The sequence below is a fragment of the Mesorhizobium sp. M7A.F.Ca.CA.002.15.2.1 genome (assembly GCF_003998715.1).
GTDB classification, from domain to species: Bacteria; Pseudomonadota; Alphaproteobacteria; order Rhizobiales; family Rhizobiaceae; genus Mesorhizobium; species Mesorhizobium ciceri.
In genome coordinates this window covers 1-23,706 of sequence record NZ_RZPI01000014.1, presented here as the reverse complement: position 1 = coordinate 23,706, position 23,706 = coordinate 1, and the positions used below count along the sequence as shown (strand labels likewise).

Genomic DNA, 23,706 nt, shown 5'->3' with positions numbered 1-23,706 from the left:
GTCGTCGACATAGGTGAAGTCGCGCGTGTGGTTGCCGTTGTTGAACAGTTTGATCGGCTCGCCAGCAAGGATGTTTTTGGTGAACAGGAACAGCGCCATGTCCGGGCGCCCCCAGGGGCCATAGACGGTGAAGAAGCGAAGCCCGGTCGTCGGCAGCCCGAACAGATGGCTGTAGCTGTGCGCCATCAGCTCGTTGGCGCGCTTGGTCGCGGCGTAGAACTGCAGCGGGTGGTCGGCCGGACGATGCTCGGAAAACGGCATGTCGGTGTTGGCGCCGTAGACACTCGAGGTGCTGGCATAGGTCAGGTGCGCGACGGCGCTGTTGCGGCAGGCCTCCAGCATGTTGGTGTAGGCGATGATGTTGCTTTCGACATAGGCGTGCGGGTTTTCCAGGCTGTAGCGAACCCCTGCCTGGGCGGCGAGATGGATCACCCGGTCGAATGCGTGGTCGGCAAAGCAGGCGTCGACCACGCTCTTGTCGGCGAGATTGCCGCGGATGAAATGGTAGCCGGCATTGGTCTTGCGGCTCGCCTCGTCCAGGAGCCGCAGTCTCGCCTCCTTGATTTCCGGATCGTAGTAGTCGTTGACGTTGTCGATGCCGACGACCTCGTCACCGCGCTCCAGCAGCCGCTTGGCTACGTGATACCCTATGAAGCCGGCCGCGCCGGTGACCAGAACCTTCATCAGAAGCGCCCATCCGTGACATGCCTGGGAAACAGACCCTTGATGTCGTAAATGACGCCGGGGGTCTTGCAAAGAGCCTGCAGGCCGTCGACGCCCAGAGCGCGGAACTGCCTGTGGCCGACGGCCACGATAACGACGTCAATGTCCTTCATTCCTCAGGTCCGGACATTTTCCTCAAAGGCCACCCCCATCACCAGAATCCGACTGCCAACGACCAAGAGCTACGACAGCGCGGCTGCTCCAGCAAGCATCTATTTCTCGGATCAACAGTGCGGGAACTTTTGATCAACAGCATTGCTTTATGCGATTGAAAAGATACCGTCTGCAACGCACCAACGCCGAACGATAGGGCCAATAATGCGATGTAATTTCCAGCACCGCTTCGGCGATCAACCCCTTGGCAAGTCGCCTGGGAGCCGAGACAGATCGATCTAGAGAGCGGAGATATTGCGTTCCGAAGCAGCTGTATGTTGGTGTCGTCGGGACGGCAACCTAATCAGATGCGTATGGCCGGCGGAGGGTACCGATCATCGGCCATAAGATCGGCCAAACATCCGGGCAAATTCGAAATATATCTTTATAATTACGTATTTAGCAGAAGCCAAGATCGGCCAGACATGGAAGAAAGCGTTTCAACTACATTCACCCGTTCCCCGACGGCAATGGCCGCGTCAGCCGTTTGATGAGCCACGCCATGGCCCATGAGGCTGGGATCGCCGCGCACGGGCTGTGGTCGATCTCACGCGGTCTAGCGCGCGGCGTGAAAAGCCGCACGGACTACAAGCGCATGATGGATCATGCCGATATGCCCCGCCAGGGTGATCTCGACGGACGGGGCAACCTCTCCGAGCGCGCACTCGGCGACTTTACGCTATGGTTCATGCAGGTGTGCATCGATCAGGTGAACTTTATGACCGGCTTGTTCGATCTCGACACGCTCGCGAAGCGGCTGCGTCGCTACGTCGAGCGCAGTGGCCTCAAACCCGAAGCCGCCCGCCTCCTGGAGGAAGCGCTAATGCGCGGCGAATTTGAACGCGGCGAAGCGTCTCGCATTAGCGGACTACCCGAACGCACGGCGCGTCGCGTGTTCAATGAGGTGATCGCGCTCGGTCTGTTGGCGTCGGAAACACCCAAAGGTCCGGTGTCGATACGCTTTCCGGCCAACGCATTGGATTCACTGTTTCCGAAGCTGTTTCCAGAAACCTAAGTGTGATTACTTGGCAGACGCCACGCTGAAATCCGCCAATCACCCCACGCCAGCCAAGGCTTGATTGCTCAAGCCGCTGGTCTGCTCGGGCTTCAGCCGCGCTTGAGCAGCGTCCAGACGGCCGGCACCAGGCTTGCCGCGAGAGCCACCTTGATCAGGTCGCCGACGATGAACGGCACGACGCCGAACTGCCACGACTTTTCCGGACCGATGAGCAGCGCCAGCCAGGCAAAGCCCATCGCCATCATGACGACTTCGCCAACCAGCATGGCGTTGAAAAGCTTGATCGGATGGCGGTCCCAGCCGCGATCCGCCGCCCAGCCGACAATGGCCGCCATGACCACGAAGCCGGCGAGATAGCCGCCGGTCGAGCCGAGCATGTAGGCAATGCCGAGACCCTTTTCAGGCGTGCTCTGGAAGACGGGGAAGCCCATGGCGCCCTCGGCCATGTAGAGCAGCAGGGTGGCGACGCCGAGACGCATGCCGAAAGCGGCGGCAATCAGCAGCACGGCCAGCGTCTGCATCGAAATGTCGACCGGCCCGAGCATCACCTTGGTCTTGGCCGACAGTGTCAGCACAAGCGTTCCGGCGATGGCCAGGAAAAGCTGCGTTGCCAGCCGCGCCGCGCCGCTTTGCGGCAGAGCCAGAGAAACAAGCGGACGCATCGTAGTTGCAATTGCCATGGTATTTCCCCAATCCGATTGCCGCTACCAGATGTTCGCGGCCTCACATCCTCCTATATTGGCTTGCGTGTTATGCGGCAATCGGTTTTGCCGTTTCCCCAAACAAGGCACCGATGCATGGCACTGAAGTTCGAGACCGGCTTCGACCCCCTCTATGGCCAGGGGGTGAGCGTCGCGCCCGATGTCCAGCGCATCACGGCCCGCAATCCAAGCCCTTTCACCTTTCACGGCACCAACAGCTACATAATTGGCCGCGATACGCTGGCGGTGATCGATCCGGGGCCGCATGACGAGGCGCATCTGCGGACCCTGCTCGAAGTGATCGCAGGCCGGCCAGTCAGCCATATCTTCGTCAGCCATACGCATCGCGACCACTCCCCGCTGGCGGCCCGGCTGAAAGAGCGCACCGGCGCCATCGTGCTGGCCGAGGGGCCGCACCGGCCGGCAAGAGCCCTGCACATCGGCGAGACCAATGCGCTCGACGCCAGTGCAGACATGGCTTTCGTTCCCGACATCGCCCTTTCCGACGGCGAGGCGGTCGATGGCGACGGCTGGTCGATCAGGACGGTTCTGACCCCGGGCCACACCGCCAATCATGCGGCATTCGCGCTGGAAGGAACCGGCATCCTGTTTTCGGCCGATCATGTCATGGCCTGGGCAACCTCCATCGTCGCCCCGCCGGATGGAGCGATGGCCGATTACATGGCCTCGCTGGACCGTCTAATCGACCGCGAGGACCGCTTGCTGCTGCCCGGACATGGCGGGCCGGTGACGGCACCGCGCGCTTTCATGCGCGGGCTGAAGACGCACCGCAAGATGCGCGAGCGAGCCATCCTGGAGCGGGTCAGAGAAGGCGACCGGACGATTCCCGACATGGTCAGGGCGATCTACAGGGATACCGATCCGCGGCTGCATGGCGCCGCCGGATTGTCGGTGCTTGCCCATCTCGAGGATCTGACGGCGCGCGGTCTGGTTGTGACCGATGCCGCACCGGCCATCGACGGCATTTTCACGCCGGCCGGATAGGCAACGCAGCCCACTGCCAAGTGCCCGTGCCTCACTCGGCCGGCGCGGCGCCAACCTGACCGGCGACTTCCTGGTCGAGCTCGGCAAGGAAATCGACAATACGCGCGGCATTGTCGCCAAGGTCGTAGCGACCGTAGCGGGACGCCGACCGCATGTCGACGATGACCGTATCGCCATCGTCCGTCACGCGGATCGCCACATCGGCGGGAAGGCCGATCACGAAGCCCTTGGCGACGGCGGTGATGGTCACCTCGCTTTGCCCGGCGAGATCAGGATAGGGTTCCGATAGATCCCAGTCGCGCCGGTCGAGTACGGTTTCGACGGCATTGACGACAGTCTCGAACGGCAGGTCGTAGCTGCGTGCGCTGACCAGCGGATAGCTATCGGTCTGCAGCCGCTGTTCCCCAGGCGTCGACGGCGCAAGCACGTTCATATCCTTCTTGCGGTCGCTCACGTCGAGCGCCGGCGGTTCGTCGAAATCCGTCGAGATGTCCCTGAGCGGCGGATAGATCGTCGCCCAGTAGGCGGCGACGCCGTAGGGTGCGAGCACCAGCAGCGCCAGCAGCGCGCCGACCGTCAGGTCGCGACCGCCGCGGTCGCCGAAATTCCAGAGCCGCGAAAAGGCAAACCCGGCAAACAACAGCGCCATCGCCGCCAGCAGCGCGACAATGCCGAGCACCCACAGAAAGACAGGTGTTTCGACGAGATCGAAGCGATGGCCGACAAAGACCGTCAGCAGCAGCACCAACGAAAAAGCGGCCGTGCGCCGCGACCATCCGGCCGCCCTCGACGTTTGCCGTTCAGGAATACTTGCCATCGATTGCCGCACCACCCCAACCCGAACGGAGACTTAGAACCTTTTTGCGATGCCATGAAGCCGAAACATGCGACATCGCGTCAATCCGTCGGCAGGCGATAATCCTTGAACTGCTGGCGCAAGGTGATCTTCTGGATCTTGCCGGTGGCGGTGTGCGGAATTTCACCGACGAAGGCGACATCGTCCGGCATCCACCATTTGGCCACCTTGCCGTCCATGAAGTCGAGAATATCAGCCTTGCTCGGTTCCTTGCCCGGTTTGCGGACGACGACCAGCAGCGGCCGTTCGCCCCATTTCGAATGGTGGACGCCGATGGCTGCCGCCTCGGCGACATCGGGGTGACCGACAGCCAGGTTCTCGAGGTCGATGGTCGAAATCCATTCGCCGCCGGACTTGATGACGTCCTTGGCACGATCGGTGATCTGCATATAGCCGCCCGCGTCGATGTGGGCGACGTCGCCGGTATCGAACCAGCCGTCCCCGTCGAACTGCTCCACGCCGGCGCCGCCATAATAGGCACGGGCAACGGCCGGCCCACGCACTTTCAGGCGGCCAAATGTCTTGCCGTCCCAGGGTTGCGCATTGTTGTCGTCGTCGGTCACCTTCATTTCGACGCCGAACGGCGGATAGCCCTGTTTCTGCTGGACATCGAGCCGGGCTTCGCCCTCAAGACCAGCATAGTCCGGCTTCAGGGTGCACAGCGTGCCGAGCGGCGACATTTCGGTCATGCCCCAGGCATGGATGACCTGGACATCGTAGTTCTGCTGAAACTTCGTCATGATCGCGCGCGGGCAGGACGAGCCGCCGATGACGACCTTATTGAGATAGGGAAGCTTCTTGCCGGTCTCCTCCAGATGCTGCAGCAGCATCATCCAGACGGTCGGCACGGCCGCACTGAAGGTCACCTTCTCGGTATCGAGCAGTTCATAGATCGAGGCGCCGTCCATCTTGCAGCCGGGCATGACCAGCTTGGCGCCGATCATCGGCCCGCTCTGGCCAAGGCCCCAGGCATTGGCGTGAAACATCGGCACGACAGGCAGGATCGTGTCGCGCGACGACAACCCCATGGCGTCGGGCATGGCGGCGATCATGGCGTGCAGCACGTTCGAACGGTGGCTGTAGACGACGCCCTTGGGATCGCCCGTGGTCCCGGAGGTGTAACACATGCCTGCGGCGGTGCTTTCGTCGAAGGTCTTCCAGGCGAAGTCGCCATCCGCCTCGTCAAGCCACTCTTCATAGGCGACCACATTGGGCAACGTCGTCTGCGGCATGTGTGCCTTGTCGGTCAGCACGATCACCTGTTTCAGCGACTTGACGGCGCCGGCGATCTTCTCGAGCAGCGGCACGAAAGTCAGGTCGACGAAGACTGCCTTGTCCTCGGCATGGTTCATGATCCAGACGATCTGCTCGGGAAACAGCCGCGGATTGAGCGTGTGGTAGATGGCGCCGATGCCCATGATGCCGTACCAGGCCTCGATGTGGCGGGCGGTGTTCCAGGCCAGCGTCGCGATGCGGTCGCCCAACCCATAGCCGTCGCGCTCCAGCCGCTGGGCGACCTTCAGGGCGCGACGATGGATGTCGGCGTAGGTGGTGCGCACGATCGGCCCTTCGATCGAGCGTGACACGATCTCGCGCATGCCATGCTGCCGCTCGGCATTGTCGATGAGCTTATGGCAAAGCAGCGGCCATTCCTGCATCAGTCCCAGCATTCGGTCCTCCCTCACGCTTTTGCGTTGTGCTTTTTGTCCCATTGTGGAGCGAACCGACGGATTGTCCAGCCGCCAATACGGCCGAGCACTGCATTGGGAACAACCGCCACAATCCGGCCATCGTCGGCGTTAAGCTTCGTTAACGGGCAAAGGGGTGCGATTGGCGACTGAAAGAGGTTCGCATGGACGCGCAGCTCGACGACAAGGCTCTCGAGAGTACGCTTGCCGAAAGTCTGGCCGATCTGGTGCCGGACACAAAGACTGTTTCCGAAGATGAATTTGTTGAAGTTGTCGGCGGCGCGCTGGAAGCGGTCGGCGGCACGTTGCTGTTCAAGATGTGCGTCCAGAACCAGGGCGAGGACCAGCACGTCGCAGCCGCGTCAGTCGGCGATGGCGGAAACCGCCAGTTCCTGCTGCTCACCTTGCCGACCGGCGGTGGTTCCCTGAAGGTCGAGACCGTATCGAGAAGCAGCAACCCGGTCGCCGGTATTGCTGCCGCCTATGCGGGTCTCATGGACGTGTTCAAGGCCGCTGCCTGACAGCTGACGACAAGTATCGAGGATATTCGGAGGCGCGATCCGGCAGTGCCGGCCTGGGCAGGTGTTTGCGTGTTGCATGGCGACGGCAGGCCTTGAACAATGCGTTTGCGCGACACATCTCAAAGTCGACGCAAGGAGAGCCGCCGCATGGATCAGATCGCCAACCCCGCACCCGGTTTCCAACGCAACCCGGACAAAATCATCACCATCGAGCCCTATGCCGGCACCGTTACCGTGCGCGCCGGAGACGTGGTCATCGCTTCAACAGCGAAGGCCAAGGTGCTGACCGAAGCTCCCTATCCGGCGGCCTTCTACATTCCGTTCGCCGACATCGATTTCGGCAAGCTTGGCCGCACCGACCACTCGACCCATTGCCCCTACAAGGGCGATGCAAGCTATTGGAGCGTGCTGCCTGCCGGCGAGACCGGCCAGAACGCCATGTGGGCCTATGAACGGCCTTTCGACGAGATGGCTGAAATCGGCAACCACGGCGCATTCTACGCCAGCAAGGTCACGATCGAAGCCAAACCGGACTGAGCCAACGCCGAAGCGGGATACGCTCGGCTGGCCACTCACTCCGTGGTGCCGTTATTGCCGATGCCCTCGGCATCGTCGAGCCGCACAAAGGTCAAGCCCTTGGCCTTGAGCGCCAGCAGCCCCTGCACCACGCCTTCGCCTGCCGCATGGGTCGGCTGGTTGATATGCGAGATAATGACGTCGCCGTCCTTGGCCGCCGCGATGCGCCGCGCGGTTTCCTTGGCGCCGAGCAAGGAGCCGCCGTCGCCGTTTATCGAGAATCCCGCGACCTTGAAGCCAAGCTTGCGGATCATGGCGATTGCCGACGGGCTGTATTCGGCGGTTGCGCCACGAAACCATTTCGGCGCCGGCTCGCCGGTCCCGGCAAGAGCGGCGGCCCCCGATTCGACCTCGGCCAGCACCGCATCCGGGCTGCCGGCGCTGCGGATGCCGTAGATTTTCCGCGGCGTGTCGACCGCCGGGATGTGGTGACCGCCGTGATTTTCCAGTTCGAACAGATCGGGATGCGCCCGCATGATCTCGACGGCGGCGGCGTTTCGCTTCAGCCAGATGCCGGTCACGAAAATGGTGGCGGGGATCTTGTTGTCCACCAGCGCCGAAAGGATCCGGCTGTCGGTCTGTCCGCCGCAGGCATCGAGCGTGAGTGCCACACGGCCGGCGCCGCTCGCCTGCGGCCTGATGTGCAGCGTCGGCTCGACGAGCGGCGCGGCATGGCCGGCGGATGCCATCGCCAACGACATGGCGATCATCCAGAGATTTTTTTGCAGCAGGCGCATCAAACCGATTTCCTGACCCGTCATTTCAAGCAGGCATCCCAAAGACCCGCATGAAGGCGGAAATCAGGATGATGCATAGCAGAAAAGCGCTCCACGCGACAATGTGACCGTGCCTGTGGCGAAGGGGTCATTCCACCGCGTCGAGAGTCGTGCATGCGACCCATGATCTCAGATGACGCATTCCAGCTGCATTTCGGTGCGCGAAAGAACCTCGCGCACCGCGTCGACCACCGGCTTGACTTCCAGGCCCCAGACGCAGCATGCCTTGCTGGGATCCGGCGCGCGGCAAAGGTCCTCGGCCATGCAGGCGCAAGGCATCGGCGGCTGGAGCGAGATGCTGGGCACGCCGACGGGACCCCAGCGCGACGGCTCCGTCAGACCGAACAGCCCGACAACCGGGGTCCCAGTGGCTGCCGCCATGTGCATCGGGCCGCTCTCATTGCCGAGAAACAGCCGGGCCTGTTTCAGCACCGCCAGCAGGCTTTCAAGCGACAGGTCACCGACGAGATTGACGACCGGCGGCGCGGTCCTGGCGACGATGCGTTCGGCGATCTCGCGCTCGTCCGGGCCGCCCACCAGGACGACGTCCAGGCCGGTCTCGCCGGCAATCTCGACGATCGCTGCTGCAAACCGCTCCGGCTGCCAACGTCGCCCCTCGAAGCTTGCACCCGCATGCACGGCGATGAAGGCATTTGGCCGCAGATGGTGTTTATCCAGGAGCGCCAATGCTTTCGCCATCTCCAATGGCAGCGGCTGAAGGTTCGGAATCACCGTGCGAAGTTCAATGCCGAGCGCTTCGAGCGGCGAGAGGTAGCGGTACAGGAAATGCTGGCCATCAAAGCCGTAGGGCTTGGCAAGGACGTTGGCGGGCTGCCGCTCCAGCATACGCAAGGGTCTTTCGGAGGGATTGTATCCGACACGGGTCTTTGCGTGGACGAGCCCGGTGAGGATGCGCGACGTCTTCGAATCGGTCAGGTCGATGGTCAGGTCGAAGCGGAAGCGGCGCAACGCCCGCACCATGGCGTAGAGCTCCTTCCCGCGCTCCAAGGGCGTGCCGCGCATGCGGTCGCGCCTGAATGCGACCACCTCGGAAGCGATACCATGGGCGATCACGAAGCTCTCGAAGCGGGCCTCGCACAGAAAGACGATGCTGGCGCCGGGGAATTCGAGCCGCAGGTTCTTGGCGAGCGCCGAGGCGAGGACGAGATCTCCTATGAACTTGGTTTGAATGACCAGGATCGAGCGGAGCGGCGCGGGAGAGATCTGCAGCATCTGTTTCCGGGAGCAATTTGCGGATGGCCGCAAATTGGGCAGGAACAATGTCGAGATTACGCGGCGCGGCCAGCACGTTCGCGTGAATTGTCTTACAAAACGGTAAGCTGGATGGATCCTATCCGCGGCCTGTTTTCGCAACCAGCACCGCTGCCTGCGCTGCCGCCAGCCTGGCGATCGGCACGCGATAGGGCGAACAGGACACGTAGTCGAGGCCGACCTCTTCGCAAAAGCGGATCGAGGCCGGATCGCCGCCATGTTCGCCGCAGATGCCGAGCTTGATGTCGGGCCGCGTCGCCTTGCCCTTTTGCGCGGCCATGCGCACCAGTTCGCCGACGCCCTCGATGTCGAGCGAGACGAACGGGTCCTGATCGATAATGCCCTTCTGGCGGTAGGTTTCCAGGAACGAGGCCGCATCGTCGCGCGAGATGCCGAAGGTCGTCTGGGTCAGGTCGTTGGTGCCGAAGGAGAAGAATTCGGCTGATTCTGCAATGACATGCGCGCGGATGGCGGCGCGGGGAAGCTCGATCATCGTGCCAGTGAGATAGTCGATCTTGACCCCGGTTTCCTCCATGACGCTCTTGGCAACCGCATCGATGCGCGCCTTGACGTAGTCGAGTTCCTTCACCAGGCCGACGAGCGGCACCATGATCTCGGGGACCACCAGGGCGCCGGCCTTCCTGCCGGCCTCCACGGCCGCCTCGAAAATGGCCCGTGCCTGCATCTCGGCGATCTCGGGGTAGGAGACGGCCAGGCGGCAGCCACGATGGCCGAGCATCGGGTTGAACTCGTGCAGTGCCTCGGTGCGCTGCCTGAGCTTGTCGGGCGACACGTTCATGGCGGCGGCGACCTCGGCGATTTCAGCCTCGGTCTTGGGGAGGAATTCGTGCAGCGGCGGATCGAGCAGTCGGATCGTCACCGGCAGGCCGGCCATGATCTCGAACAGTTCGAGGAAATCCGAGCGCTGCATGGGCAGAAGCTTGGCGAGTGCGGCGCGCCGGTCCTTTTCGGTGTCGGCCAGGATCATCTCGCGCATGGCGACGATGCGGTCGCCGTCGAAGAACATGTGCTCCGTGCGGCAAAGCCCGATGCCTTCGGCGCCGAAGGAGCGCGCCATGCGCGCATCGAGCGGTGTTTCGGCATTGGTGCGCACCTTCATGCGCCGCACCGCGTCCGCCCATTCCATGATGGCGGCAAAATCGCCTGACAGTTCAGGCTGCAGCATGGCAACCGCGCCCTTCAGCACCTGGCCGTTGCCGCCATCGATGGTGATGATGTCGCCTTTGCGGAAGGTCTGCCCCATCGAGAGCAGCGTGCCGGCCCTATAGTCGACGCGCAGCGAGCCGGCACCCGAGACGCAAGGCTTGCCCATGCCGCGCGCCACCACCGCGGCGTGGCTGGTCATGCCGCCGCGCGTGGTCAGGATGCCTTCCGCCGCATGCATGCCGTGGATGTCTTCGGGACTGGTCTCGATGCGCACTAGGATCGCCTTGCGCCCTTGTGTCTTCAAGTCCTCGGCGTCAGCTGAGGAAAAGACGATCTCGCCGGTAGCGGCACCGGGCGAGGCCGGCAGTCCGATGCCGATGACGTCGCGCGCGGCCTTGGGGTCGATGGTGGGATGCAGCAACTGGTCGAGCGAGGCCGGGTCGATACGGGCAACGGCTTCCTCTTTCGTGATGAGCCTGTCGCGCGCCATCTCGACGGCAATTTTCAGCGCCGCCTTGGCGGTGCGCTTGCCGGAGCGGGTCTGCAGCATCCACAATTTGCCGCGCTCGATGGTGAATTCGAGATCCTGCATGTCGCGGTAGTGCTTCTCCAGACTATCGGAGATGGTGACGAAGGACTGGAACGCGTCAGGCATCAGCTTCTGCAGCGACGGCTTGTCCGAGCCTGCTGCGATACGCGCCGCTTCGGTGATGTTCTGCGGCGTGCGGATGCCGGCAACGACGTCCTCGCCCTGCGCGTTCACCAGGAACTCGCCATAGAGCATCTTTTCGCCGGTCGATGGGTTGCGCGTGAAGGCAACGCCGGTGGCCGAGGTTTCGCCCATATTGCCGAACACCATGGCCTGGACGTTGACCGCCGTGCCCCAGCTTTCGGGAATATCGTGCAGGCGGCGATAGGTGATGGCGCGGTTGTTCATCCAGCTCGAGAACACGGCTGATATCGCGCCCCAGAGCTGCTCATGCGGATCCTGCGGAAACGGCCTGCCAAGCTCTTCCTCGACTTTGGCCTTGTAGAGCGCGATGACGCCCTGCCATTCGAGCGCCGTCAGTTCGGTGTCGAGCTCGTGCCCGAGCCCGCCCTTCTGGTCCTCCAGGATTTCCTCGAACACTTCGTGGTCGAGACCCATGACGACATCGGAATACATCTGGATGAAGCGGCGGTAGCTGTCATAGGCAAAGCGCGCATCGCCGGAATCGGCGGCCAGCGCCTCGACCGTCTCGTCGTTCAGGCCGAGATTGAGGACGGTGTCCATCATGCCGGGCATCGAGGCGCGAGCGCCAGAACGCACCGACACCAGCAGCAGTTTCGACGGGTCGCCGAACCGACGACCGGTCAGCCGGCCGATGTGATCGAGCGCGACCGCGACATCGGCTTCCAACCCGGCCGGATAAATACGGCCGTTGGCGTAGTAGGCGTTGCAGACCTCCGTGGTGATGGTGAAGCCCGGCGGCACCGGCAGCCCCAGGCTGCACATCTCGGCTAGGTTGGCGCCTTTGCCGCCCAGGAGATTCTTGTCGCTGGCACGGCCCTCCGCCGCACCATCGCCAAAGGTGAAAACCCATTTGGTCATGCATCGCTCTCCGGTTGCAGGAGATTGGAAAGATTGGCGAAACGGAAAGTTCCGCCGGTCCGCCCTTGGAGCGATATGATGCTGCAGTGCGAAAGGCAAGGCGTCGGCAAAGCCGCCCGGCCACTACAATCGATTAAGCAAAGCCGTGCCTCAGGATGCGGCAAAAAGGTTTGCTATGCCGGGGATTCTGGAGTAGAACATACAGTGAACAAAGAGGTGGCTATGAAACTGTCCGGAAAACTCGACTATCTGGAAATGCCGGCTACGGGCGGAACGCTGGACCGGCTGAAGGCCTTCTACAGTTCCGCCTTTGCCTGGTCGTTCACTGACTATGGGCCGACCTATTCGGCCTTTGCCGAAGGCCTGGACGGGGGTTTTCAGGCCGACGCCGCCGAAGCGCCATCGAAGCCGCTGCCGGTGCTGTACAGCAGGGATCTGGAGGCGACCCTCGAGGCTGTCGAAAACGCCGGCGGCACGGTCGTCAAACCGATCTTCGCGTTCCCTGGCGGCCGCCGTTTCCACTTTGCCGATCCGGCCGGCAACGAGATGGCGGTGTGGTCCGAATAGCCAGCTGGTGCCGTCTGGTGGCGTTGCTTTTGCTGCCCAAACAGGCGTTCTCACCACCATTCATGGGGCATTGTGCTTTTTGGCTGCTCTGCTAATAACGCGCCGCACAAGCGACTCTGACGGCAATTGGGGCGTCGCCAAGTGGTAAGGCATCGGTTTTTGGTACCGACATTCCCAGGTTCGAATCCTGGCGCCCCAGCCATCCCGCTCAGGTCCGTTCCGGACACTTAGGACCGAGAGTACCTTTGCGATCTTCCATGAAGCCGATCGGCTAACAGTTCGATTGTGTCATAAATTCAGATGAGCCAAAGCCGTCGCGGCAAATTCAGGTCTTGCACATGATCTGGATAGTGTCGCCTTGAACATCTCCTTCTTTCCATACATAGGTCGGCCGGGTGGGTGGCGGCTCAACATGGAACTTCAATGAACCTTCCTATCTTCGCCATCAACCTCGATCGCGAGACCCAGCGCTGGAGCGAATTGCTCGCCAGCGCCGAAGCGGCAGGCCTGACCTTGCAGCGCATTGCCGCCGTCGACGGCCATGCGCTTGCCAAAGAGGCCTGGACGGAGATCGATCTGCCAGCCGCACGCAAGCTGAGCGGGCGCGACATCCTTTCCGGCGAATATGCCTGTTACCGCAGCCATATCCAGGCGCTGGAAACGTTCGTGGCCGGTGGCAGCGCCCATGGCCTGATCGTCGAGGACGACGTCCTCTTCAGCGAAGACACCATGCGGCGCATCGAGGCCGTCATCGCGGCGGTGCCGGATTTCGACGTCATCAAACTGATCAACCATCGCATCAGCTTCTTCATGCGCGCCGTCGAGACGGCGGAAGGCGACGAGATCGGTCGTGCGCTGCATGGCCCGCAAGGCTCGGCCGCCGCCTATCTGGTGACGCGGGAGGGCGCGCAGGGTCTGTTGTCGGCGCTCGCCGTCATGAAAATGCCATGGGACGTCGCGCTCGAACGCTTTTGGGATACCGGTCTGAAGGTCTATTCGGCCCGCCAAAACGTGCTTGGCTTCGCCGCCAGCAGCGAGATCTCCGGCATAGCCGGTCCCTCGGGAAGCTACAAATCCGCAAGGTTGGGGGGGCCGAGCCGGCTACGTGCCGGGGTGTTGCGGGCCAGTGACGAGCTGCGCCGCCTGCATCACGTCCTGCTGCGGCCCCCTTTGCCGCGAGATACCCTGGACTATGCCAAGGACAACGCGCCGCGCCACACCTTGCTTCTGTTGCTTGCGGCACTCGCCGTTCTCGCCATGGTTTCCGCGGTGTGGCGCGAGGCAGACACCTACCGCTATGCGGGCCTGGCGCTGGCCCTGGTCGCGGTCATCCGCTGGTTCAGGGTGGATTTGTGGACCTACAGCAAACCACTGATCGGTTGGGTCGGCTTCCTGTGTCTGGGCTGGTCGCTCTATGTCTTCATCCGACTGGCGATCGTCTATTTCGGCACCCACCAGTTGGGTGGCGCCGAAGGCATTTACATGTTTCCGCTGTTCTATGCGACGACCGGATTCGCCTTTCTGCTGTTTGTCAGGCAGCCCGCACGGCTGGTCCTCTGGTTCATGATCCTCAGTCTTGTCTTCCTGGCGGCGGACACCGCCTGTTCGAACATGTTTCAGGATATCCAACCGGCCCCGTGGCTTTTCAACAATCCCATCCACGCGTCGGTGGCGGCCGGTTTCATCTTCCTCTGCACGCTGCAATTCATGGCTTACACGGCCCAGAGAACGGACCTCGGGAAAGCAACCAAGAACCTTTATTGGGCGCTGTCGACAGCCGTCCTGCTGCTTGCCGTCGTCAATATCATCGAGATGCGGTCAAAGGGCGTGTGGCTTGCGCTTGCGCTTGCGCTGCTCCTGTTGACGGTCATGACCCTGGCGAGAGGCCATCGCCGCGAACTGTTGGTTTCGGGTGGCGTGCTGGCGATCGTGGCGGCCGGCATTGTCGCAACACACAACATCTTCTCGTCCACCGCCGGCGACACCATGACCTTCGTCAAAACCCTGGTTCCGGATGTGTTCAGGCATGGCGTCCTTCCCGCATTCGACCGCGCCATCGCGAGCGATGCGGTTCCGCTTGCAGCCAAGGAAAGGCTGATGCTGTGGGCGGATGCGATCGATATCTGGAAACGCCACCCGATCTTCGGAGCCAGTTCCAGCTGGCTGACCGAGTGGGAGAACAGAACCTATCATCCCATGATCTTAAACGTCTTCCACAATGGTTATCTGGAAATTGTCGTGCGCTATGGTGTGGTCGGACTGGCGTTCTTTGCCTTTCTCTACACCTGGTCGGCCAGGCAGGTTCTGCTGGCCATGCGAGCCAAGCTTGTCGCTCCGGCCGCATGGTCCTGTTACATCTCCACACTGGTTTTCTTCGCCCTCAGCATCCTTACCAATTCCAACAACCGGCTGGCCATGGGTGAGGCCTTCATGTGGTTTGCCGCGGCGTTCGGCTTCTATTGTTTTTATGTTCGCCAGCAGAAGAACCTTGTCGCGCCGCGAACCTATTTTTAGGGCCTGCCGGCGCAGCACGTATCTGATCAGCCGGTTGCGGCCAATGCACCTTTGAGGCCCCGCTCAATTTCCCGATAATCGGGAAAGTCGATGCCAAAATCCACGGCTTATCGCCGGCAACCCGTTTGTTACGATCGACACAGATCACAGACGGGGGTTGTCACGGATATGCTGACGGACAGGCAGGCACGCGAAGCGGTGGAGCAGTACCGCGAGGAAGGATATGCGGTCGTTCGACAATTCGTCGACGGCGACGAGATGATCCGGCTGAAGAAGGAAACCGATGCGGTCTATGCCGATGGCCTCAAGCATCACGCCACTTTCCGGCACGGCAACCTGAATTTCCAGATCCTGCCTGAATCGGACTTTGGCCAACGATATGTGCTGCAGGCTTACTGGTTTTCCTGGATCAATTCCTATTTCGAGCAGTTCCGCCGCAATCCCGACTATCTGAAGCTGCTCGAGGGTCTGATCGGCCGCGACATAAAACAGATCGCCCAACAGCTGCACTGGAAGCCGCCCGGCGCCAATGTCACGGGTTATCGCTTCCACCAGGATCTGCGCTTCCGTAACCAGGCCGCCTTCGACAATGTCGCCGACGCCACCGTGACAACAGGCCTCGCGGTCGATCGGGCGACGCTGGACAATGGCTGTCTTCAGGTCGTGCCCGGCAGCCACAAGCTCGGCTATCTCGGCCTGTCGGACGAGGGAACCGGCGAGCTGATGAAGGGTCTGACCGCCGAAGAAGAGTTGCGCAAGGTCGGCATCGACCCGGCGACCATCGTTCCGCTGGTGCTGGAGCCGGGCGATCTTGCTTTATGGGGGCTGCTCACCGTGCACGGCTCCTCGCCCAACAGGTCACAGCACGACCGCGCCTTTGCACTGTCCAGCTATGTGCGGGCGGATACGACGCAACGTGGCGAATGGGCGTTCAGGGACGGTGTTTCGGTGCCGCTCGGCAAGACGCCGGCACTGTGCAAATACGAAAAGCTCTTCGAGGAGCCGGGACCGATGTACGACACCACCGCCTGGTGGAAATGACGCTGCCGCGTCGGGCGACGGGGGCAGCAGGGGCCTGGCGTTCGCGCCAGGCCCCTGACGGCGTTGGCCGGCAATCGGGCAGCATTTCAGGCGGTGAAGTCGGCCGACAGTTCGCGGATCAGGAAATCGACGAACGCGCGCACCTTGGCCGCAATATAGGTGCGGTGCGGATAGAGTGCGTAGATCGGGCTGGAGCCGGGGCGAAACTCATCCAGCTGCACTTCCAACCGGCCGTCGCTGATCGCAGCATCGACCAGCAGGCTGGGCAGATTGCCGATGCCGAAACCGGCGGTGGTCATCTGGTAGGCGGCCTCGACGCTGTTGGTCGAGATGCGCCCGCCGACAGCCGCATCGAAAGGGCCGTCTGGTCCGATGAAAGGCCATGTGCCAAGCCGCTTGGCGAAATTGCTCAGCACGCAGGAATGGCTTGCCAGCTCATCCGGGTGGACCGGGCGGCCGTTTGTGTCCCAATAATCGGGCGTGGCGCAGACATAGTTGCGAACTTCCCCAAGCCGGCGGGCAATCAAGGCGGAATCGGCCTGACCGCCGAAGCGGATGGCGACATCGTAGCCTTCCTCGACAATGCCGACGACATAACGCGCGGTGAGGTCGAACTCGATCGTGGTGAGCGGGTTCTCTTCGAGGAATTTCGGCACCAGCTTGGTTATGCGCGTGTGGCCCAGAACATTGGAGCAGGAAACCCGGATCAGGCCGCGCGTCTCCTTGTGAAGGCCGCGCGTCGAATCCTGCAGTTCGGAAATGTCGTCGAGCAGGATGCGGGCACGCGGAGCATAGTCGCGGCCCGCCTCTGTGAGGCTGAGGCGCCTTGTGGTGCGATTGATGAGCCGGACGCCGAGGTCGTCTTCCAGTTCCTTGATGGTGCGGCTGACGGCCGTCGTCGACATGTTGAGATCGCGCGCCGCCGCCGACAGGCTGCCCAGCAGGCAGACCCGATCGAACACCCGCATCGCCGTCAGAAGATTCATCTTGCCTTCCCCTCGCCGTCGCGGCCCCGCCGCCATCCGCTGCGTCTTGTAGAAAACAGCGCCCAGCAACGACGCGGCAAGGGCATTCCACCGAATTTGGGCGTAAAATCAACAATGGGAGAACCGATATGACATCCAGACCTCTTCATCCGGCGATCGGCACATTTGCGAAAGGCGCGAAGAGCGGCGCGCTTGGCCGCCGCGAGTTCCTGGCGTTGGCCAGCGCCTTCGGCGCCAGCACGGCGATTGCCTATGGGCTCATCGGTCAACCGGTTCCGGCGCGGGCCGAGGAAGCCGCCCAACCCAGAAAGGGCGGCGTGCTGCGTGTTGCCATGCAGGTGATGGAGCTGGAAGACCCGCGCAAGTTCAAGGTTTCGCAGATGGGCAACATCGCCATGCAGTTTCTCGAACCGCTGGTGCGCTGGAAGCCGGATTTCACCTTCGAGCCGGTGCTGCTGCAGAGCTGGGAGATCAATGCGGACGCCACGGAATATGTGCTCAAGGTGCGCCCAGGGGTGAAGTGGTCGAACGGCGACGATTTCACCGCCACGGATGTCGCCTTCAACATCACGCGCTGGTGTGAGAAGGATGCCGCCGGCAACTCGATGGCGGGGCGCATGACCGCCCTGATCGATCCCGACACCAAGGTGGCGCGCACTGGTGCCATCGAGGTTCGCGACGACCACACCCTGGTCCTGAAACTGTCGCAGCCCGACATCACCATTATCCCTGCGATGACCGACTACCCGGCATTGATCGTCCACCGCACGTTCAATCCGAAGGCAGCGCCACTGTCGGCCAACCCCGTTTCCACGGGTCCATTCGAGCTTAAAAAACTCGATGTCGGCGTTGCTGCCTCGGTGCGCAAGCGGCCGGACGGGTCGTGGTGGGGCGGCGAGGTGTTCCTCGACGGCATCGACTGGACCGACTACGGCACCGACTCGGCCGCCACCGTCTCCGCTTTCGAATCCGGTGAGATCGACCTGAACGGCCAGACGCAGTCCTATGACGTCGCCATGCTCGACAGGCTGGGCCTGAAGAAAAGCGAGATCGTCACTGCCGCCACCCTGGTCTCGCGCTGCAACGTCAACGCCAAACCCTATGACGACAAGCGCGTGCGCAACGCCATACAGCTTGCGGTCGACAACGAAGCGGTGCTGCAACTGGGCGCCGACGGCATGGGCATCGTCGCGCAGAACGATCATGTCGGACCGATGCATCCCGAACACGCCGACCTGCCGCCGATCAAACGTGATCCGGCCCGGGCCAGGGCATTGCTCGAGGAAGCCGGCCAGCTCGATTTCGAGTTCGATCTGATCTCGGTCGAAGCCGACTACCGCAAGGAAAGCTCCGATGCCGTCGCCCAGCAGATGCGCGACGCCGGCTTCAAGGTGAAACGCACCGTCATCCCGGAATCGGCGTTCTGGAACCACTGGACGAAGTATCCCTTCGCGACGACCAATTGGAACGCCCGACCGCTCGGCATCCAGACCTATGCGCTTGCCTATCAGACCGGTTCGGCATGGAACGAGACGGGGTTCGCCGATCCAGACTTCGATGCCAAGGTCCACAAGGCCAATTCCATCGCCGATCCGGAGCAGCGCCGTGTGGTAATGAAGGAACTCCAGGTCATGCTGCAGGATTCCGGCATCATCGTTCAGCCTTACTGGCGAAAGCTGTTCTGCCATATGAAACCTTCCTTGATGGGCTACCAGATGCACCAGGCCTATGAGCAGGATTTCACACGGGCCTGGCTCGCCGCCTGATCGCGGACGACCCCTCCGACAGGGCGGCGCATTTTCCGGCGCCGCCCTCAGAGCAGTTCACCGTTTCACGGAAACGGCGAGCTGCTCTAACTCTTTGTTTTGAGGCAATTTTGGCCGGAAAACCGCTTCACACTTTTCCTAGAATTGCTCTGGCCTGCTCACCGGGGACGTTGCGCCGAAGCGTCGGCCTCAAGGGCGTTCGAGGGGCAGTGCGGGCTTTGTATCGGGCATGATGCGCAGATGCGCCCACACATGCCCTGCCTTGTCAGGTCGGCCGGGATTGCAGGCCGCCACACCGGACCGGCTGGCACATCAAGTGTGTGAAACATTCTGGTTTCTGCCTCTGTCATCATCTAGCTCCGGTTCATGGCTGGAGCTTACTTTTGACTGGGGGAAGCGAAACCCGCTTTCCCGGGCAACGACCTTCCCGAGAACCGGGAGAATTCGTGCTCTTGGTGCCGAGAGGGACCCGAAGCAGCAAGACGACCGCATGAGCGGTCTGCCGCACCGGGTGCTATTGCCGGATCTCGACAGGTCTCTGCCGCTCAGTTGAAGTGAATTCGCCTGCCTATTGTGCGGAACTCTAGCCTGTCTTGGACGTTAGACCCGCCGTCTGAAAGATATTTCCTACCGACGCGATAGGCAGTATTACGAAGCGGGTGGGACGCCCCGAGCCACACGGCCTGTCGGATATGAAGCAATTTTGCGGTTGAGATCGCGGAACATGCAGCGTTATTTCCATCCGATCTGGAGATCTTAAATTGCCAGCTCGAATATGCTGCGTCTTTGGCAGCTGGCAATTGCTCAGCCTGGTTGCCTCACTTCGCCAATCAACAATGGATGGAAGCTCCCCGGCGGATCAGGAGCATGAGGACTATCTCCTGCTTTATGAAACGGCCGGCGTTTCCGAGCATTTCAAGACCGGTCTTGCTGAACTTGCGTCTAAAGTATGGACCTGGAGACGGATCATATGGGCGTACGACCTTCTGACGTCCGAGCGTAAATATGGGCAACTGCAAATTTTCCGGATCCATCGTCTGATCCGAGACACAATTGGTCTCGACGCGAGTTCCGTAGCTGAAATCTGGGCCTGCTTCGTTAACCGGCCGTCGGAAAAAATACTGCTGGATTCATACCCTGAAGCCAAGATCGTTTTGTATGAGGATGGCTTGACGTCATACCTTCCATTCGAGATGGCAACCATGTCACGGCCGCCGGGCACAAGGTTTCGACGACGCATCACCGCGGTCTTGATTGCAGGACTCTCTACAATTTCACCGGCGTTCCGATTGAGGAAAGCGGCCGACAGGATAGAAAGACACCATCTGAGACGGGTGACGAAGTTTTATTCTTTGCTTCACGAAATCCCCATTCACGATGCACTGGAGAACGTACCAAGATTTCAGGTCGGCGCTTCGCTGATGCGCGACGTAATAGGTGAAGCCTGCAGGGATGCGCTTTCCGGCGGCGATGAACATTGCCGTGCGTCAGCCAACCCACGGATCCTGCTGCTCGGCCAGGCATTGTCGCGAAACCGCATAATGTCGTACGCGCAAGAGGCGGCGATCTATAGACGAATTGCGGAGCAGATCGTCGAGAGGGGATACGACGTCGTCTGGAAGGAACATCCCAGAATAAGCAAGCCCTTCTTCCCCGAATTGCTGGATGCAGTTGGCAATGTGACGGCCGACGCCAACACCAGGATCATGGAAGCTAACCTGCCACACATATATCCGATAGAGCTTGTCGTATCCCGAATGAACATCGTTGGCTGCGTCTCCGGCACGTCAGCTGCCCTTCTTTACCTGAAGTGGCTTTACGGCATCAAAACATACACATTTGCGGAAACCCTGGTCCCCCTCATGACTGGCGCGGATATTCTAATGAGCGAAATGGTAAAAGCCCATGCGGAGCCCTTTTCAACGCTCCAATCTTTGAACGAGACGCAGAAAGGGATCCGTTGAAAGGCGGTAACCCGAACAGGTTGAACACGATCCTCGCTGTCCAAATTCGGACAAACTCGATCTGGGACACCATCGATGTCAAAGCCGCTTTCAGTCCTTCAACGAGCCACCAAGGCCGACGTTCGATCGGAGCCGTTTCCACACATCATCCTGCCTGACGCCCTTCCCCTCGATCTCTACCAGGAATTGGCCGGCACGTTTCCCGCTCCGGAAACGCTCGAAATCGATACACGCCGCAACAACACCAGGTGGGATTATGAGGCCCACCGCGTTCGGTCGAACGAAGCCGTGCCGCAAATATGGCGCGATTTTATCGCCTACCATGTATCGCAAGCATTTTTCGGCGAGGTCGCCGACCTGTTCTATGACGATATTCACAAGCTTTACCCTGATTATTACCCCAATTATGAACGCCTCAAGAATATGAAAGCGGGCATCAGGTTTAGTGACACCTATGCAACACGCGACATACTGATGGATGCGATGCTCAGCGGGAACACGCCGGTGACCAATGCCGGCTCGGTGCGGACAAGCCACATCGACAATGGCGACAAGCTATTTTCTGGCCTGTTTTATATGAGGCCGGAAGATTATGATGCCGTTGGCGGGGACCTGACAATTAGTCGTTTCCAGTCCAAATACGCCACGCTGAAAGCCAAAGCGACACTCTTCAATGATGCCTATGTCGACGACACCCATTTGGAATGCGTCGAAACAGTTCAATACGACAAGAACATTCTTGTATTGTTCATCAACTCGATTGAATCGGTCCACGGCGTCACAGTCCGCCAACCCACCAACAAATCCCGGCTTTTCGTCAATCTGGTTGGAGAAGTCGAAAAGCCATTCTACATCAAAGGAAAAAAGATACGGCCGCGCTACGTCCCGGCGCATCAAAATCAGGATGAGGCGGAACAGACCTGGCTGAAAAAGCTCAAGCAAAAATTGCGGCTTTAGAAGAACAACGCCGTCGATCCGAGTTTCAGCCTGAACTGCCAATACCGAGCCGGATTCGACTTTCCCGGCGGCTAGGCAAAGATTGGAACAGAATGAGATTTTATCCAGCCGTCGAACGGATCGCCTTTTTCGCCACGCTTGCCGCTGTTCTTGCCCTTGCACTGCTGCCTATACCCCGACTTGAAGAGTACGGGATCGATATCGGTTTCCGTTCCGACAAGCTGAACCACGCCAGCGCCTTTGCCGTCATGACTTTCCTTGGAGGGCTCGGCTGGCCCGATCGAAAAGCAAGACTAATCGTCTTCCTGGCCATGATTGGAGCGGCGATCGAGGTCCTGCAGGGCACGGCGCTGATACGGCGCGATCTGGATGTGTTCGACTGGTTTGCCGATTGCGCCGGCATCGCATGTGGCCTCGTGGCCGTGATCTGTGTGAACTGGATCTTGCGGCGCAGAGGTTGAGCCCGCTCTCAAGCCTTATCTGCACGGCGCCGATAGCCACAGGAGTTCGCCCTCGGCTCCATTGACTCAGCGAAATCGGATTGCAACGATCCGATCCGAGAGTGAGCGATTTTTCTAACTTGGCCGGACAGATATTTTGGGCGCGGCACCCAGGAAGTGCGCCATCAGTATTGAGGGACGATGACGATCAAGATCAGGCTTCCGGGCGGTGTATTGAAGGTCAAGCAACGTTATGAGTTGCGGCGGCGAGAGTACAAGGGCGAAGTCCCGGTCTGGCAGTTTGGCAAATATTTCGTCATCTGGTGGCCCAGTACAATTCCTGATCGCCCCTCCAGGAGCTCGAATACTGATGAGGAACTTGAAATGAATCTTCCATCGTCTGGAGAAAGCACGTAAGCTCTATGCATCATGGCTTTGCGAATCAGATTGCCGGGGGGCACACTGAAGGTGAAGACCTACCGGGAACTGCGTGATCGCGAGCGGGATCACAGGGTGCCTGTGCTGAAACTGGGCTCGCTCTATTTCGTCTGGTCCCCGGCCAAACATCATTCGCACAGGCACAGTCCGCGGCCCTGACATTTTTTGCCGAGCGAGAACCGCTTGCACCCTTTTCCTGAAATTGCTCCGGTGCGGCCCATTCCAGCCAGCGCTGACCTGGGTCAGCTTGCCTCGCGCATGGCCTCGGCCGCCTGCAGGTCGACCGACACCAATTGGCTGACGCCCTGTTCGGCCATGGTGACGCCGAACAGCCGGTTCATGCGCGCCATGGTGATGGGATTGTGGGTGATGATGACGAAGCGCGTCTCGGTGGTGGCGGCCATTTCGTCCATCAGGTTGCAGAAGCGCTCGACATTGTGGTCGTCGAGCGGGGCGTCGACTTCGTCGAGCACGCAGATCGGCGCCGGATTGGTCAGGAACACCGCGAAGATCAGCGACATCGCCGTCAACGCCTGCTCGCCGCCCGACAGCAGCGTCATGGTCTGCGGCTTCTTGCCGGGCGGGCGGGCCAGGATTTCGAGGCCGGCCTCGAGCGGATCGTCGGATTCGATCAGCTGCAATTCCGCCGTGCCGCCGCCGAACAGATGCGAGAACAGCCGCTGGAAATGGCCGTTGACGACATCGAAGGCGGCAAGCAGCCGCTCGCGGCCTTCGCGGTTGAGGCTCTGGATCGCCTGCCTGAGCTTGCGGATCGCCTCGATGATGTCCTCGCGCTCCGACACGATCGCCTCCAGCCGGTCGGAAAGCTCCTTCTGCTCTTCCTCTGCGCGCAGATTGACGGCGCCCAGCCGTTCGCGCTCGATCTTCAGCCGGTCCAGCTGACGCTCGATCTCGGGCATCTCAGGCATCGGGCTGTCAGCCTCCAGACCGGTATGGCGAATAACCACATGCGGCGGTGTGTTCAG

General features: G+C 61.1%; 22 protein-coding genes, 1 tRNA gene and 1 pseudogene. 14 read left to right on the top strand and 10 right to left on the bottom strand.

All coding sequences use genetic code 11. From position 1 onward, the window contains the following. Positions 1 to 684, bottom strand: a 684-nt coding sequence (locus tag ENZ74_RS02060) for an NAD-dependent epimerase/dehydratase family protein (RefSeq protein WP_127312651.1), incomplete at its 3' end; no start/stop codon positions are given. Next, on the bottom strand, positions 684 to 836 hold the full coding sequence (locus tag ENZ74_RS34330; RefSeq protein WP_158515784.1) for a hypothetical protein: 153 nt from the start codon (positions 834 to 836) through the stop codon (positions 684 to 686). The genes ENZ74_RS34330 and ENZ74_RS02060, both read right to left, overlap by 1 nt. Before the next feature lie 482 nt (positions 837 to 1,318). Between ENZ74_RS34330 and ENZ74_RS35780 the strand changes: the two are divergent. Both ENZ74_RS35780 and ENZ74_RS02055 read left to right on the top strand, forming a co-directional pair. Further along, positions 1,319 to 1,372, top strand: a pseudogene (locus tag ENZ74_RS35780) (Fic family protein); the annotation flags it as partial. Positions 1,373 to 1,378: 6 nt separating this feature from the next. Then, complete coding sequence (locus ENZ74_RS02055) at positions 1,379 to 1,891, top strand: hypothetical protein (RefSeq protein ID WP_244514275.1); 513 nt, start codon at positions 1,379 to 1,381, stop codon at positions 1,889 to 1,891. A gap of 92 nt (positions 1,892 to 1,983) precedes the next feature. On the opposite strand, the gene ENZ74_RS02050 is transcribed toward ENZ74_RS02055, so the two are convergent. Continuing rightward, entirely contained in the window at positions 1,984 to 2,574 is a 591-nt protein-coding gene (locus ENZ74_RS02050) for a biotin transporter BioY (RefSeq protein ID WP_027164125.1), read from the bottom strand. Between the two features lie 117 nt (positions 2,575 to 2,691). On the opposite strand from ENZ74_RS02050, the gene ENZ74_RS02045 reads away from it, so the two are divergent. Next, entirely contained in the window at positions 2,692 to 3,600 is a 909-nt protein-coding gene (locus ENZ74_RS02045) for an MBL fold metallo-hydrolase (protein ID WP_013532737.1), read from the top strand. A gap of 31 nt (positions 3,601 to 3,631) precedes the next feature. On the opposite strand, the gene ENZ74_RS02040 is transcribed toward ENZ74_RS02045, so the two are convergent. Both ENZ74_RS02040 and ENZ74_RS02035 read right to left on the bottom strand, forming a co-directional pair. Then, positions 3,632 to 4,417, bottom strand: a complete 786-nt coding sequence (locus ENZ74_RS02040) for a DUF1499 domain-containing protein (protein ID WP_013532738.1) — start codon at positions 4,415 to 4,417, stop codon at positions 3,632 to 3,634. A gap of 80 nt (positions 4,418 to 4,497) precedes the next feature. Further along, positions 4,498 to 6,126, bottom strand: coding sequence for a fatty-acid--CoA ligase (locus tag ENZ74_RS02035; RefSeq protein ID WP_063167687.1), 1,629 nt, complete (start codon positions 6,124 to 6,126; stop codon positions 4,498 to 4,500). Between the two features lie 182 nt (positions 6,127 to 6,308). Between ENZ74_RS02035 and ENZ74_RS02030 the strand changes: the two genes are divergently transcribed. Beyond that, entirely contained in the window at positions 6,309 to 6,665 is a 357-nt protein-coding gene (locus ENZ74_RS02030) for a hypothetical protein (RefSeq protein WP_013532740.1), read from the top strand. A gap of 147 nt (positions 6,666 to 6,812) precedes the next feature. Then, entirely contained in the window at positions 6,813 to 7,202 is a 390-nt protein-coding gene (locus ENZ74_RS02025; protein ID WP_013532741.1) for a DUF427 domain-containing protein, read from the top strand. Between the two features lie 35 nt (positions 7,203 to 7,237). On the opposite strand, the gene ENZ74_RS02020 is transcribed toward ENZ74_RS02025, so the two are convergent. From ENZ74_RS02020 to ppdK, 3 genes are all read right to left on the bottom strand, one after another. Continuing rightward, positions 7,238 to 7,978 carry a polysaccharide deacetylase family protein gene (locus ENZ74_RS02020; protein ID WP_013532742.1) on the bottom strand — a complete coding sequence of 247 codons (741 nt, stop codon included), beginning with the start codon at positions 7,976 to 7,978 and terminating at the stop codon, positions 7,238 to 7,240. Between the two features lie 168 nt (positions 7,979 to 8,146). Further along, complete coding sequence (locus ENZ74_RS02015; RefSeq protein ID WP_013532743.1) at positions 8,147 to 9,250, bottom strand: glycosyltransferase family 9 protein; 1,104 nt, start codon at positions 9,248 to 9,250, stop codon at positions 8,147 to 8,149. Between the two features lie 118 nt (positions 9,251 to 9,368). After that, a complete protein-coding gene (gene ppdK, locus ENZ74_RS02010; protein ID WP_013532744.1) occupies positions 9,369 to 12,047 on the bottom strand; it encodes a pyruvate, phosphate dikinase in 2,679 nt (892 codons plus the stop codon). Between the two features lie 222 nt (positions 12,048 to 12,269). Here ppdK and ENZ74_RS02005 point away from each other — a divergent pair, with 222 nt between their 5' ends. From ENZ74_RS02005 to ENZ74_RS01990, 4 genes are all read left to right on the top strand, one after another. After that, positions 12,270 to 12,614, top strand: coding sequence for a VOC family protein (locus tag ENZ74_RS02005; RefSeq protein ID WP_013532745.1), 345 nt, complete (start codon positions 12,270 to 12,272; stop codon positions 12,612 to 12,614). Between the two features lie 127 nt (positions 12,615 to 12,741). Continuing rightward, positions 12,742 to 12,816 (top strand) — tRNA-Gln (locus tag ENZ74_RS02000). 221 nt (positions 12,817 to 13,037) lie between these two features. Next, entirely contained in the window at positions 13,038 to 15,128 is a 2,091-nt protein-coding gene (locus ENZ74_RS01995) for a glycosyltransferase family 25 protein (RefSeq protein WP_013532746.1), read from the top strand. A 168-nt stretch (positions 15,129 to 15,296) separates the two neighbouring features. Next, positions 15,297 to 16,169, top strand: a complete 873-nt coding sequence (locus ENZ74_RS01990) for a phytanoyl-CoA dioxygenase family protein (protein ID WP_164745819.1) — start codon at positions 15,297 to 15,299, stop codon at positions 16,167 to 16,169. Between the two features lie 86 nt (positions 16,170 to 16,255). Here the strand turns inward: ENZ74_RS01990 and ENZ74_RS01985 are convergent, their stop codons facing one another. Beyond that, complete coding sequence (locus ENZ74_RS01985) at positions 16,256 to 17,155, bottom strand: LysR family transcriptional regulator (protein ID WP_013532748.1); 900 nt, start codon at positions 17,153 to 17,155, stop codon at positions 16,256 to 16,258. A 128-nt stretch (positions 17,156 to 17,283) separates the two neighbouring features. Between ENZ74_RS01985 and ENZ74_RS01980 the strand changes: the two genes are divergently transcribed. The 5 genes from ENZ74_RS01980 (at position 17,284) to ENZ74_RS01960 (ending at position 22,699) form a co-directional block, all read left to right on the top strand. Continuing rightward, positions 17,284 to 18,921 (top strand): ABC transporter substrate-binding protein, encoded by a 1,638-nt coding sequence (locus ENZ74_RS01980; protein ID WP_013532749.1) that lies wholly within the window; start codon positions 17,284 to 17,286, stop codon positions 18,919 to 18,921. Positions 18,922 to 19,682: 761 nt separating this feature from the next. Continuing rightward, complete coding sequence (locus ENZ74_RS01975; protein ID WP_244514274.1) at positions 19,683 to 20,885, top strand: alpha-2,8-polysialyltransferase family protein; 1,203 nt, start codon at positions 19,683 to 19,685, stop codon at positions 20,883 to 20,885. Between the two features lie 75 nt (positions 20,886 to 20,960). Continuing rightward, positions 20,961 to 21,842 (top strand): hypothetical protein, encoded by an 882-nt coding sequence (locus ENZ74_RS01970; RefSeq protein ID WP_013532751.1) that lies wholly within the window; start codon positions 20,961 to 20,963, stop codon positions 21,840 to 21,842. Positions 21,843 to 21,934: 92 nt separating this feature from the next. Continuing rightward, positions 21,935 to 22,303: a hypothetical protein gene (locus ENZ74_RS01965; RefSeq protein WP_013532752.1), complete on the top strand. Its 369-nt coding sequence runs from the start codon at positions 21,935 to 21,937 to the stop codon at positions 22,301 to 22,303. Positions 22,304 to 22,483: 180 nt separating this feature from the next. Further along, on the top strand, positions 22,484 to 22,699 hold the full coding sequence (locus tag ENZ74_RS01960; protein ID WP_082826424.1) for a hypothetical protein: 216 nt from the start codon (positions 22,484 to 22,486) through the stop codon (positions 22,697 to 22,699). Positions 22,700 to 22,962: 263 nt separating this feature from the next. Here ENZ74_RS01960 and ENZ74_RS01955 read toward each other — a convergent pair. After that, positions 22,963 to 23,706: AAA family ATPase (locus tag ENZ74_RS01955; protein ID WP_164760937.1), on the bottom strand; the 744-nt coding region annotated here is incomplete at its 5' end.